At 60.5% G+C, this 13,064-nt stretch carries 12 protein-coding genes; 3 read left to right on the top strand and 9 right to left on the bottom strand.

The window, feature by feature from the left end:
* Positions 1 to 131: 131 nt before the first annotated feature.
* The gene (gene yejK / locus RT21_RS09040; protein ID WP_046162476.1) at positions 132 to 1,139 is read right to left on the bottom strand and encodes a nucleoid-associated protein YejK; all 1,008 of its coding nucleotides are present in this window, start codon (positions 1,137 to 1,139) and stop codon (positions 132 to 134) included.
* Positions 1,140 to 1,289: 150 nt separating this feature from the next.
* On the opposite strand from yejK, the gene RT21_RS09035 reads away from it, so the two are divergent.
* From RT21_RS09035 to RT21_RS09030, 3 genes are all read left to right on the top strand, one after another.
* Positions 1,290 to 2,501, top strand: coding sequence for an MFS transporter (locus tag RT21_RS09035; RefSeq protein WP_046162475.1), 1,212 nt, complete (start codon positions 1,290 to 1,292; stop codon positions 2,499 to 2,501).
* Positions 2,501 to 2,623 carry a hypothetical protein gene (locus RT21_RS24125; protein ID WP_256203886.1) on the top strand — a complete coding sequence of 41 codons (123 nt, stop codon included), beginning with the start codon at positions 2,501 to 2,503 and terminating at the stop codon, positions 2,621 to 2,623. The genes RT21_RS09035 and RT21_RS24125 overlap by 1 nt, the downstream gene beginning before the upstream one ends.
* 148 nt (positions 2,624 to 2,771) lie before the next feature.
* The gene (locus RT21_RS09030; protein WP_045425197.1) at positions 2,772 to 2,963 is read left to right on the top strand and encodes a hypothetical protein; all 192 of its coding nucleotides are present in this window, start codon (positions 2,772 to 2,774) and stop codon (positions 2,961 to 2,963) included.
* Positions 2,964 to 2,997: 34 nt separating this feature from the next.
* Here RT21_RS09030 and rlmF read toward each other — a convergent pair whose 3' ends face one another.
* From rlmF to RT21_RS08990, 8 genes are all read right to left on the bottom strand, one after another.
* Positions 2,998 to 4,002, bottom strand: coding sequence for a 23S rRNA (adenine(1618)-N(6))-methyltransferase RlmF (rlmF, locus tag RT21_RS09025; RefSeq protein WP_046162474.1), 1,005 nt, complete (start codon positions 4,000 to 4,002; stop codon positions 2,998 to 3,000).
* 42 nt (positions 4,003 to 4,044) lie between these two features.
* Positions 4,045 to 5,214 carry a YbfB/YjiJ family MFS transporter gene (locus RT21_RS09020; RefSeq protein WP_046162473.1) on the bottom strand — a complete coding sequence of 390 codons (1,170 nt, stop codon included), beginning with the start codon at positions 5,212 to 5,214 and terminating at the stop codon, positions 4,045 to 4,047.
* Positions 5,215 to 5,388: 174 nt separating this feature from the next.
* A complete protein-coding gene (locus RT21_RS09015; protein WP_046162472.1) occupies positions 5,389 to 5,685 on the bottom strand; it encodes a winged helix-turn-helix domain-containing protein in 297 nt (98 codons plus the stop codon).
* 73 nt (positions 5,686 to 5,758) lie between these two features.
* Positions 5,759 to 7,141: a sodium:proton antiporter NhaD gene (nhaD, locus tag RT21_RS09010; protein ID WP_045425201.1), complete on the bottom strand. Its 1,383-nt coding sequence runs from the start codon at positions 7,139 to 7,141 to the stop codon at positions 5,759 to 5,761.
* A gap of 357 nt (positions 7,142 to 7,498) precedes the next feature.
* On the bottom strand, positions 7,499 to 10,333 hold the full coding sequence (locus RT21_RS09005; protein ID WP_046162471.1) for a valine--tRNA ligase: 2,835 nt from the start codon (positions 10,331 to 10,333) through the stop codon (positions 7,499 to 7,501).
* Between the two features lie 158 nt (positions 10,334 to 10,491).
* A complete protein-coding gene (locus RT21_RS09000) occupies positions 10,492 to 10,857 on the bottom strand; it encodes a hypothetical protein (RefSeq protein WP_046162470.1) in 366 nt (121 codons plus the stop codon).
* Positions 10,858 to 10,983: 126 nt separating this feature from the next.
* On the bottom strand, positions 10,984 to 11,403 hold the full coding sequence (locus RT21_RS08995; RefSeq protein WP_046162469.1) for a DNA polymerase III subunit chi: 420 nt from the start codon (positions 11,401 to 11,403) through the stop codon (positions 10,984 to 10,986).
* 22 nt (positions 11,404 to 11,425) lie between these two features.
* On the bottom strand, positions 11,426 to 12,919 hold the full coding sequence (locus RT21_RS08990) for a leucyl aminopeptidase (protein ID WP_046162468.1): 1,494 nt from the start codon (positions 12,917 to 12,919) through the stop codon (positions 11,426 to 11,428).
* Positions 12,920 to 13,064: the final 145 nt, after the last annotated feature.

The raw sequence follows: 13,064 nt of genomic DNA, 5'->3' as shown, positions 1-13,064 counted from the left end.
GAGCAGCCATCTGACTGGCAGATGGCCGTTTCATTCCAGCGAGGAGACAGATTTTCGTAGCGGCGTGCTTGGCTCCGGCTTCCGACAACCCTCAGGAGCCTGCGACGCGTACAGGCGTCGTCGCTCAGGGCTTATCCCTTGCGCCGCTTGAGCTGATCGGTCAGCTGCGTTGGCAGGTTGCGAATGATCAACATGTCGCGGGCTTCGTCATATTCGACTTTCGAGCCCAGCAGGTGTGATTCGAAGCTGATCGACAGTCCTTCGGCCCGGCCAGTGAATCGCTGAAACTGGCTCAGGGTGCGCTTGTCAGCGGGAATCTCCGGCGAAAGGCCATAGTCCTTGTTGCGGATGTGATCGTAGAAGGCGCGTGGGCGCTCCTCGTCGATGACCCCGGACAGCTCCTCCAGCGACATGGGCTCACCGATCTTGGCCTGACTGCTGGCATAGCCCACCAGCGCACTGGTCTTCTCGCGTGCCTTTTCGTCAGGCAGGTCTTCGCTTTCGACATAGTCGCTGAAGGCTTTGAGCAGGGTGCGCGTTTCACCGGGGCCGTCGACACCTTCCTGGCAGCCGATGAAATCGCGGAAATACTCTGAGACCTTCTTGCCGTTCTTCCCCTTGATGAAGGAAATGTACTGCCGGGACTGCTTGTTGTTCTTCCACTCGGACAGATTGATCCGCGTCGCCAGGTGCAGTTGACCCAGGTCCAGGTGCCGGGCTTCGGCGACATCCAGCGCGTCGGTAACGGTCACGCCATTGCTGTGGTGCAGCAATGCGATCGCCAGGTAATCGGTCATGCCTTGCTGGTAGTGGGCGAACAGAACATGGCCGCCGGTGGAAAGGTTGGATTCCTCCATCAGCTTTTGCAGGTGTTCCACGGCTTGCCGGCTGAACGCAGTGAAATTCTGGTTGCCGTCCATGTACTGCGTCAGCCAACCGCTAAAGGGGTAGGCGCCCGATTCGTCATGAAAGTAGCCCCAGGCTTTGCCCTGCTTGGCGTTATAGCTTTCGTTTAGATCGGCCAGCAGGTTCTCAATGGCCTGTGAATCGCCCAGCTCCGAGTCACGGGCATGGAGAACGGCAGGTGTGCCGTCCGGCTTTTTTTCGATCAGGTGAACGATGCAGTGGCGAATCGGCATGGAGGTACTCGCGTCGAGAAGGCAGACAGGCGGCAGTTTACCCGAGCAACCCTGTCGCTCGCCGTTCGCCTGAGTAAAAAGGGGGAGGTGGATGACGAGGTGGTTGCGAGTAAGATGGATCCCCCTCGATTTTTGCAAAGTGTGTCAGTGATGAATGCGATTTGGCGCAACAGTACCTGGATCCTGCTGGGTGGCTCCTTGATCCTTGCCCTTTCCCTGGGAATCCGACACGGATTCGGCCTTTTCCTGCCACCCATGAGCGCGGAATTTGGCTGGGGGCGTGAGACCTTCGCCTTTGCCATCGCCCTGCAAAATCTGATCTGGGGCCTGGCGCAGCCGGTTACCGGCGCGCTGGCGGACCGTTTCGGTGTGGCCCGTGCGGTGCTGCTCGGTGGCGTGCTTTATGCGGTCGGCCTGTTGCTGATGGCGGGTGCGGATTCCCCGGTATCGTTGTCCCTCAGTGCAGGCCTGCTGATTGGGCTGGGGCTTTCCGGAACATCGTTTTCCGTGATCCTTGGCGCAGTCGGGCGCGCGGTGCCGGTCGAAAAACGCAGCATGGCGATGGGTATAGCGAGCGCAGCGGGGTCGTTCGGTCAGTTTGCCATGTTGCCCGGCACGCTCGGTCTGATCGGCTGGCTTGGCTGGTCGTCGGCCTTGCTGGCGCTGGGGCTTTTGGTGGCTCTGATCATGCCGCTGGCGTTGATGCTGCGCAGCGGGCCAGCAGCGCCAGTGACCGGCCCGCAGCAGACGCTGATGGAGGCGCTGCGTGAAGCGGTCAGCCACTCGGGCTTCCGCCTACTGGCGCTGGGTTTCTTCGTCTGCGGGTTTCAGGTCGTATTCATCGGCATACACCTGCCCGCATATCTGGTCGACAAGCAGCTACCTGCGATGGCCGGCACGACGGTGCTGGCGCTAGTCGGGCTGTTCAACATCGTCGGTACCTACACAGCGGGCTGGCTGGGCGGTTGTTATTCGAAGCCGAAATTGCTGACCGCGCTTTATCTGGCCCGAGCGGTTGTGATCAGCGCGTTCTTCTTCTCTCCGCTGACGCTCTGGACCGCCTATGCCTTCGGCATCGCCATGGGGTTGCTGTGGCTGTCCACCGTGCCCTTGACCAATGGGACGGTCGCTACGCTGTTCGGCGTGCGCAATCTGTCGATGTTGGGCGGCATCGTGTTTCTGTTCCACCAGATCGGCTCGTTCTTCGGTGGCTGGCTGGGCGGCTGGGTCTATGACACGACTGGCAGTTACGATCTGGTCTGGCAGATTTCTATCGCGCTGAGCCTGATGGCTGCTGCGCTCAACTGGCCAATTCGTGAGCAACCTGTCGAGCGCGTGCGCTTGGCTGCAGGTACGGCCTGATGCGCCGCGTCTGGTTATGGACTGGCGGCGCCGTGTTGGCGTCGCTGCTCTTGGTTGCGGCTTGGTGGGGCTGGCAGCAAGGCGGCCTGGCTCTGCTACAGCTGGGTGTAGGTATCTGCTGATCAATCGTTCGGGTAGTTTTTGCCTCTGGTAGGGAATCAATTGCGCAACGGGTGGCTCCAACAGGCGAGACGAAGGAAGGTTGTCGTTGAATCGTAACCTAAGGCCTGTAAAAAGCTGCGGCATGCAGTTATCTGGAGCTACCGAACCATGTCCACACTTACCGAACTCGCCCAACAGATCGCCCAGCTCTATCCGCTGCAGGACAAGCGCGTCGGCAAGCGCTATCGCGTTGTCGGCGAACTCGCCGGGATGACCGAGCTGGAGGAAATCAACGGGGAGCCTCGGTATATCCAGACGCTGGCCCTGAAAGATCGCCAACGCTGGGATATTGCCGTCTGAGGTGAAATGTTTCAGCTGATCGTAGCGGAAACGATCAGCCTGACTGGCGGTTCGACCAGCGATCAGCACGCCACTTCGCGCGCTGTTCATCATCGAGGTAGCTCCAGGCCACGAAGCGACTGCGCTTTTGCCCCTGGGACATTTCGCATACGCGGACCTGCTGGGCGCCGAGCTTCTTGAGCCGAGCCTGTAGCGGCTGTACGTTGCTTGCTTTCGAAACCAGCGTGCTGAACCAGCAGACCTGCTGGCTCACGCCGCGACTTTCTTCCGCCAGCAGCGCAATGAATGCTGCCTCCCCGCCTTCACACCAAAGTTCTGCCGCCTGACCGCCGAAGTTAAGGGTGGGCAGCTTGCGCTTGGGGTCGAGCTTGCCAAGGTTGCGCCACTTGCGCTGGCTGCCACTGCTGGCCTCTGCTTGGGAAGCATGGAAGGGCGGATTGCAAAGCGTGACGTCGAAGCGGTCGTCGGCCTGCACCAGGTTTTCAAATATGTGGCGGGGTTGCTGCTGCGGGCGCAGCGCAATGCTCTTGCCCAGCTTATTGGCGGTGACGATCGTACGGGCCGACGCCAGTGCAGTTGCGTCGATATCCGACCCCGTGAAGCGCCAGCCGTATTCGCGCAGACCGATCAATGGATAGATGCAGTTAGCGCCAGTGCCAACGTCCAGCGCATGAATGCCTGTGCCGCGAGGAATCTCTCCAGCGTTTTCGTCCGCCAGCAAGTCGGCTAGACCGTGCAGATAGTCGGCCCGGCCTGGTACCGGTGGGCACAGGTAACCCGGCGGTATATCCCAATGCACGATTCCGTAGAACTGCTTGAGCAGTGCCCGGTTGAATACGCGGACCGCATCCGGGTCGGCAAAATCGATGCTCTCCTTGCCGTAGGGATTGACGACGACGAACTTCGCCAACTCTGGGTTGCCCGCTATCAGCGCTGGAAAGTCATAGCGCCCGGTGTGGCGGTTCCGTGGGTGCAGCACGGCCTTTTTGACCGCAGGCTTGGCCTTGTGCAATGGCGGTGTGACTGGTCTGGATGTCATGTTCGGCTGTCGCTAGCGGTAAAAGCCGTATTGTCCCAGCTTTCAGGCTCGACGTGGCACCAGCAGCATCCAGATCAGCCCCCACAGCAGCGCGCCGGCACCGAGCCAGAAGGCGCTGTGCAGAGAGCCGCCCATGCCTAGCCAGACGCCAGTGAGCCAGGGGCCGGCCAGCTGGGTCAGGCTGTAGAGCGCAATCAGTGCTGCTGACAGTCGCGGTCCCTGGTGCGGATGAAGGGCGCGTGCCAGGCGTTGGGTCAGCAACACGGTGCCAAGAAAGGTCCCGCCGACCAGTACGGCACATAACAAAATCCCCCACGCGCCGGGCAGTAAGAGCGCAGCCAGGACACCGGCCAGTTGCGTGACATAGCTTAAGCGCAGTGCCAGTGTGTCGCCGAACAGAGCGCCGAGGCGATTCCAGAGCCAGGGTGAAGGCAGGGTGGCCACTGCCACCACCAACCAGCTGCTTTCCACCAGCAAGTCGCCTGGTTCAACCTGCAACCGGGCAACCATGGGTAGAAAGGTCATCGGCAAGATATAGCCCATGCCGGCGCCGGCATACGAGAGAAACAGGGGAGTGCTGGCACGATCCAGCAGGCGTCCGCTTGGAGGCTGTGTCGTTTCCGTGGGCGGCTCGTCCGGCGGCATGTCGAGGTTCGCCAACTGACGCCAGCCCCACCAGGCTAGGGGGATAGAGAGCAGTGCTGCGGGCCACCAGCGGTCGGCGCCCTGCAGTACACCGTTGCTCAGGCTAACCATGAAGCTGGACAGGATCAGCCCCACACAGACGCCGAGATAGACGAGGCCGCTGGACGACACGCGACGATGACGCGCTAACCATTCCAGAATCAACGAAGGTGCCTGGACAAAGACCAGGCCGTTGCTGATGCCATTGAGCAGGCGCAGCGTCGAAAGGGCTTCCACCGATTCGGCCTGGGTCTGCGCCAGCGTTGTCACGATGTGCAGCACCAGTGCCCAGGGCAGGCTGCGACGTATCTGCGCGACCTGATGCCAGCGCAGGGCGAGCAGCGCGCCGACCAAATACCCCAAGTAGTTCCAGGTGGCGATGCTCGCGCCCTGTTGTACGGTCAGTAAGCCGTCCTCTACCAGCCACGGAAGAAGTGGCGTGTAGACAAAACGTCCCAGTCCATGGACAACCAGCAGCAAGGCGGCACCAGCGAGCAGAACCGGGAACAGGGCGGGGCGTTGAGACATTGACGACTAACCGTGCAGGCGAACAGGTCCACAGCTTAGCGGCACGCCTGGCAAAGGACCACGCTACTGATGGTTAAAGGGGATTTGCGAGTACGCGGGTAGCATCAGTACGCACCCGCTCGACCTGCCGGGTCCACTGAGCGGAATTGGAGCAGTTAGGTATTCTGCGGGCAGTCACGGATAGCCGAGAACGGATTTGATCTGCGCCAGGTTGCGTTCGATCCATAGCCGGTCAATCGCGCCCCAGTTATGGATCTGGTAATGGCCGGCGTTATGCCGCTCACCGTCGTCCTGAGTGAAGCGGCAATCAATGTCCAGATCGGCAAGGGCCGCTAAGGTGTCCTGTGCCGTCCTGCGCGGCATTCCGGTCGCTTCTACCAGAGCAGGCACGCTCGTGGCTGCACCGCTGTCAATCAGCCAGGCGACATATAAACGGCGATAGAAACTGCTCTTGGTCTTGCTGACTGTCATTACGGTTCCCAGAACGTTAACGGCTAGGCTCGCTGAGCGGCTTCGTGCGCTCAGCGAGCTAGACGGTAGTGCATCAACGCAGTGCGAGCATGCCTATATAGGTCACGGCGCCGGCTGTGTAACCAAGGAAAGCCAGCAGGCTGACGCGCTTGACGTACCAGGTGAAGCTGATTTTTTCCATGCCCATGGCTGCTACGCCTGCGGCTGAACCAATGATGAGCGTGCTGCCTCCCGTCCCGGCGCAATACGCCAGCATCTCCCAGAAGTTGCCGTCGACCACGAATTGCGACAGCCAGGCGACTTCGGCGGCGGGCGCTGCATCAAGAGTCTCCGGGCTGATCAGCGGATACATCTTCATCGAGCCGGCAACCAGTGGCACGTTGTCCACCACCGCCGACAGCAGGCCGATGCTGTAGTTGATCGGATAAATATGTCCGAGGGTGTCACGCAGCGCCGTGGCGACCTGGGTCAGGTGACCGGCTGTAGCGAGCGCCGCAACCGCCAGAAGGATGCCAAGGAAGAACAGCACGCTCGGAGTATCGACCTTGCGCAGAACGCCCACGACCGAGAGCGGGTGCTTGTGATCGTCTTCTTTGTGACGATGTAGAAATTCGGTAGTGACCCAGAGCACGCCGAGTCCGAACAGGATGCCCATATACGGCGGCAAGTGGGTGACGGTCTTGAAGACCGGCACGAATACCAGCGCGCCAATACCGAGCGCCAATACCAGATTGCGCTCGAATGCCGTAGTCGCTGGCGGATTGCTTTCGGCCAGGTGCGCTCGAGCGCCAGGGCGGGGCACTTCGCCGCGCATGCTAAAACTGAGAATCAACAGGGGTACCAGCAGGCAGACCAGGCTCGGGATAAACAGCCCGACGATCACGCCAGAGGCGGTGATCTGGTTGCCGATCCAGAGCATGGTCGTCGTAACGTCGCCAATCGGTGACCAGGCGCCGCCAGCGTTGGCAGCTATCACCACGACGCCGACGAACAACCAGCGTTCTGGGCGGCCGCGGATCAGTTTGCGCAGCAGCGAGACCATGACGATGGTGGTGGTCAGGTTGTCCAGTGCGGCGGACAGGAAGAAGGTTAGGAAGCCGATGATCCACAGTAGATGCACGCGCTTTCGCGTCTGGATACGGTCAGTGATGACCTTGAAACCTTCGTGCGAATCGATGAGTTCGACGATGGTCATGGCGCCGAGCAGGAAGAACAGGATCTCCGAGATTTCGCCCAGATGATGCCGCAGTGATTCGACGACATAGGCTGACGGATCGGCCAGGTCATGGCCGGCTGACGGCAACAGCGGCACGATGGATTCCGCGCCGAGTATCAATGCGGTCCAGCACAGCACTGCTGTGAGAATCGCCGCGGCGGCCTTGTCGATTTTCAGCGGATGCTCGAAGGCTATGCATAGATAGCCCAGAACAAATAGAACAGCCATGAGTACATACATCGGAGGGGCTCCATTTTTTAAAAACCGTACCGGGCCATTCGGATTGTTGTTCTGGCTCGGGGCTGACAGGCTTAAAAAATGGGCGACTTGCGGTGCGAGAGAATTAAGTAACCGTGATACGGAAGGTAATACCTGCGTCGTGGACGGCTGCGCGTAAAGCAAACTACCTGGGCTTGCTTCGCTGCTGACTTACTTCATGTCGTGGAACTTTCCGCGTTGGTTCAGGCCTGTCAGTTGCAATTCGTTATTGTCGTGTGCGGCATAGTGTATCAGCGGCACTGAAGGCGACTTGTCATCAATCAAGAGCAGATGCCTAAGCAAAAAGGCCAGCACATCAAGTGCTGGCCTCTGGCTTCGTTACAGGCTGGCGATGCGCTCGCGTTGCTCGAGCAGCCTGGCTTTGGCCTGCTCGGCCTCGGCCAGTTTGGCGCGCTCCTTGTCGATGACTTCGGCCGGCGCCTTGTCGACGAAGCCGGCATTGCCGAGCTTGCCACCGACACGCTTCACTTCGCCGTCCAAGCGGCCAATTTCCTTGTCGAGGCGGGCAAGTTCGGCGTCCTTGTCGATCAGGCCTGCCATGGGCACCAGGACCTGCATGTCGCCCACCAGCGCCGTTGCTGACAGCGGCGGTTCTTCGCCTTGAGTGAGGACGCGAACGCTTTCCAGTTTGGCCAGTTTCTTCAGTAGCGGCTCGTTATCGGCGAGGCGACGCTGGTCTTCGGCCGAGGCGTTGGCCAGCACTACGTCGATGCGTTTGGCCATCGAGATATTCATCTCGCCGCGGATCTGGCGGACACCCAGCATGAAGGCCTTGACCCACTCGATATCACCTTCGGCGGCTTCGTCGATGCGCTCCGGGTTGAATTCTGGCCACGGCTGCAGCATCAGGGTCGGGCCTGATTTGCCTGCGAGCGGCGCGACGCGCTGCCAGATTTCCTCGGTGATGAACGGCATGAACGGATGTGCCAGACGCAGTGCCGTTTCGAGTACGCGCACCAGGGTGCGGCGCGTGCCGCGCTGGCGTTCAACGCTGGCGGTCTCGTCCCAGAGCACTGGCTTGACCAGCTCCAGATACCAGGCGCAGTACTCGTCCCAGATGAACTCGTAGAGCGCCTGCGCTGCCAGGTCGAAGCGAAAGGCTTCGAGCTGGCGAGTCACCTCGGCCTCGGTGCGCTGCAGCGCGGAAATGATCCAGCGATCCACCGATGACAGCTCGACGGGTTCGTCGTTGGTGCCGGTGTCCTTGCCTTCGGTGTTCTCGAAGACGAAGTTGGCGGCGTTCCAAATCTTGTTGCAGAAGTTGCGGTAACCCTCGACGCGGCCCATGTCGAACTTGATGTCGCGCCCGGTGGAGGCCAGCGAGCAGAAAGTGAAGCGCAGGGCGTCGGTGCCGTAGCTGGCGATGCCCTCAGGAAACTCGGAGCGGGTCTGCTTGGCGATCTTCTCCGCCAGCTTGGGCTGCATCATGCCGCTGGTGCGCTTGGTCAGCAGCTCGTCGAGGGTGATGCCGTCGACGATATCCAGCGGGTCTAGCACGTTGCCCTTGGACTTGGACATCTTCTGACCTTGGCCATCACGCACCAAGCCGTGTACGTACACGGTTTTGAACGGGATTTGCCCGGTCAGGTGCGTGGACAACATGATCATCCGGGCGACCCAGAAGAAGATGATGTCGAAGCCGGTGACAAGTACGTCAGTGGGGTGGAAGGTCTTGAGGAATTCGGTCTGCTCGGGCCAGCCGAGGGTGGAGAAGGTCCACAGTCCGGAGCTGAACCAGGTGTCCAGCACGTCCTCGTCCTGACGCAGTTCGACGTTGTTGCAGAGGTTGTACTTGCTGCGCACCTCCACTTCGTCACGGCCGACATAGACGTTGCCCGCTTCGTCGTACCAGGCTGGAATGCGGTGGCCCCACCAGAGCTGACGGCTGATGCACCAGTCCTGAATGTCGCGCATCCAGCTGAAGTACATGTTCTCGTACTGCTTGGGCACGAACTGAATCTCGCCGCTTTCCACGGCCGCGATGGCTTTCTCGGCCAGCGGCTTGGTGGAGACGTACCACTGATCGGTCAGCCACGGCTCGATGATGGTGCCCGAGCGGTCGCCGCGCGGCACTTTCAGCGCGTGGTCGTCGACCTTTTCCAGCAGGCTCATGGCGTCGAACTCGGCGACGATGGCCTTGCGCGCATCGAAACGGTCCATGTGCGCGTAGCCATCCGGTAGGCTGGCGTCGACCTTGTCGTTCAGTGAACCGTCAATGTTGAACACCTGGGCGCGGGCCAGGATGCAGGCGTTCTGGTCGAAGATATTGATCAGCGGCAGGTGATGGCGCTTGCCGACCTCGTAGTCATTGAAGTCATGGGCCGGGGTGATCTTCACGCAGCCAGTGCCGAACTCAAGGTCGACGTAATCGTCGGCAACGATCGGGATCAGACGATTGACCAGCGGCAGCATGACGTGGCGGCCGATCAGGCTCTTGTAGCGCTCGTCCTCAGGGTGCACGGCGATGGCGGCGTCGCCCAGCATGGTTTCCGGACGAGTCGTGGCGACCACCAGATAATCCAGACCGTCGGCGGTCTTGCAGCCATCGGCCAACGGGTAGCGCAGGTGCCAGAGGTGACCTTTCTCGTCGTGATTTTCCACTTCCAGATCGGAGATTGCGGTGTGCAGCTTGGTGTCCCAGTTAACCAGGCGCTTGCCACGGTAGATCAGGCCATTCTCATGCAGCCGCACGAAGGCTTCCTTTACGGCGTTAGACAGGCCCGCATCCATGGTGAAGCGTTCGCGCGACCAGTCCACCGAGGAACCCAGACGGCGGATCTGACGGGTGATGTTGCCGCCGGACTCTTCCTTCCACTCCCAGACCTTATCGAGAAACTTCTCGCGGCCCAGGTCGTGGCGGTTGACGCCCTGCGCGCTCAGCTGACGCTCGACTACCATCTGAGTGGCGATGCCGGCGTGATCTGTACCCGGCTGCCACAAGGTGTTGCGGCCCTGCATCCGTCGGAAGCGAATCAGTGCATCCATGATGGCGTTGTTGAACCCATGGCCCATATGCAAGCTGCCGGTGACGTTCGGCGGCGGGATCATGATGGTGTAGGGTTCGCCTGAACCTTGGGGTGCGAAATAGTTATTCGTTTCCCAAGTCTGGTACCAGGAGGTTTCGATGGCGTGCGGCTGGTAGGTCTTGTCCATGCGGCGGGACCCTTAGAACGGCTGATCGGAAAAGCGGGCAAGTATAAAGGCAAAGTGGATGGTCGGCAGGATTGCGATGCCGCTTTTGTCCCGCCGGCACAGCTTAGCCGCGCGTAAGTGTCTATTCCGGCGTGGCGTTTGCCTCGGTTGGCTGCAACTCAGGAACGATGGGACTTGATCAGCTGCTCGGCGCGCGCTTCCAGGCGGACGCGCAGCTCGGCTTCGATCTGCGGGACATAGTCGTCGATGACCTCCTGCAGAATGAGTTGCGCAGCATTGCGCAATTCATGGTCGAGATGACGCTCGGCGAGCGTCCGAAAAGCTGTACGCACGGCAGGTTCGCGCGGCTCGACCTCAGGTTCGGGGGCCGGTGCGGGTGGGTGTTCGACGATTTCCGAAAGCAAGGGAAAGCTGTCCGGGTCCAGCGTATCGCTCAGCAATGGCGGGTCTTGGTCACCCAGCAGCGCACGAATGGATTCCAGATCATCAAGAAGATGGGCTTTTGGGGGGCGCGATTGCGTCATGTACGGGGCATCCGGAATTGAGCGTCCAGGCGTGTAAGGGGGTGGTCCTGATCGGGCATTGGCCCAGTAACTATCGTTGCTGATCGACGCTGAGTTGGCGGCTCCATCGCGTTCGGCCAGTGCGCCTTAAAGCTCGACTCTCTTTGGATCATAGCCACGCTGCCGATAGAGGCGAAAATTGTCCCGGCAGACGGTCAGCAGCTCAGGCTGCTGATTGACGATTTCGATCACCCGGCTGAACTGATCAGTGTGCGGCGATAGCATAGGTGAGAGGTTGATCAGCAGGCCTTGTGCCGCAGCGGGTGGCTGCTCCGTGCCAATCACCACGGGTGCGTGGGGATCGTCATCATGAAACTCATGCGGAATGAAGCGCTCTGCACGAAACGTCCAGAGCAGCTCGTCCAGTTCGCTGCACTGCTGGTTATCCTGACAGCGAATAAATACCGATAGGCCGTGCTGCCAGCCTTTGCTCGCCAACTGGCAGGCCGCTCTAGCACGACCCACCGACTGGCTGTCCGGCAGCACGTAAAACTCGATTCGAGTCATGCCCGGTATCCGCTCGCTTTGCTCATGCCTGCTCGGCTCGGTCCAGCAGGTACTGGGTCAGCAAGGGGACCGGGCGTCCCGTCGCGCCTTTTTCCTTACCGCCACTGATCCATGCGGTACCAGCGACGTCCAGATGCGCCCAGGGGTAGGCCTTGGTAAAGCGTGATAGGAAGCAGGCCGCGGTGATGGTACCGGCCTTGGGGCCACCGATATTGGCAATGTCGGCGAAGGGGCTGTCGAGCTGTTCCTGATACTCATCGAACAATGGCAGTTGCCAGGCGCGGTCGTCGGCTTTCTGGCCAGCGCCCAGTACTTGCTGCAGCAGTTCGTCGTTGTTGCCCAGCAGGCCGGACGTGTTGCTGCCCAGCGCTACGATGCAGGCACCGGTCAGGGTGGCGACATCAATTACCGCGCGCGGCTTGAAACGCTCGGCATAGGTCAGGGTATCGCAGAGCACTAACCGACCTTCGGCGTCGGTGTTGAGGATCTCAACGGTCTGCCCGCTCATGGTGGTGACGATGTCGCCGGGGCGGGTGGCGTTGCCGCTCGGCATGTTTTCTGCGCAGGCGAGCAAGCCGACCAGATTGATCGGCAACTGAAGTTCCAATGCGGCGCGGAAGGTGCCGAGCACGCTGGCAGCACCGCACATGTCGTACTTCATTTCGTCCATGCCCTGGCTGGGCTTGAGGCTGATGCCGCCCGTGTCGAACGTGATGCCTTTGCCGACCAGGGCGTAGGGCTGTTCGCCTTTTTTGCCGCCGTTGTATTGCATGACGACGATGCAACCTGGCTGATCGCTGCCCTGGGATACGGCGAGAAACGAACCAGCGCCAAGTTCACGCAGCTTCTTTTCGTCCAGAACCTCGACTTTAAGGCCTTTGAAGGCCTTTCCGAGCTGCTTGGCCTGCTCGGCCATATAGCTTGGGTGGCAGACGTTTGGCGGCAGGTTGCCCAAATCCCGGGCGAAGCTCATGCCGGCGGTAATCGCTGCGGCATGGCGAGCAGCCTGCTCGACGCGTGCCTGATCCGCTTTGTCAGTTAACAGGGTGATCTTGCCGAGCTTGGGTTCGTCGTTCTTCTTGCTCTTGAACTGGTCAAAAACGTACTGACCATCGGCCAATACTTCGACCAGCATGCGAGCGCGGGCATAGGTGTCACGGTCTTTGACCTGGACATCTTGCAGGGCGAACGTCGCATCGCTGCCAGCAAGACCTTTGAGCACGCCGAGTGCTGCGCCGGCAATCTTGCGCCACTGGCGCCCGTCGCGCTCGTCATCCTTGCCGGTGCCAACCAACAGGACGCGATCCGCCTTGAGGTTTGGCAGGTTATGCAGCAGCAGGGTCTGTCCCGGTTTCCCTTTCAGGTCGCCGCGCTTGAGCACAGCGCTTATGGCGCCTCCACTGGCCTGGTCCACAGTCTGGGCTGTCGCGCCGAGCAGACCCTCTTCGCCAACAGGCAGAACAAGGGTGGCTGTTTTGGCTGCAGCGGCTTTGGTGTTCTTTACAACGAATTCCATGGCGTCGAGTCCCCAAGACAAAGAGTCGGGTTTGCAGGATAATGCCGGGCTTGTTTTCCGGTGGTTCGTCTACCGGGGCGCTGGAAAATGCTGAGTGAATCCAACGTCCTGTTACGGGCGGGCCGGCTGCTTGGTGGCTAGTTTG

Origin of the sequence: Pseudomonas sp. 10B238 (genome assembly GCF_000970615.1) — a bacterium.
GTDB lineage: Bacteria > Pseudomonadota > Gammaproteobacteria > Pseudomonadales > Pseudomonadaceae > Stutzerimonas.
The sequence above is the reverse complement of the archived record's forward strand: the minus strand, read 5'-3'. Positions and strand labels throughout refer to the sequence as shown.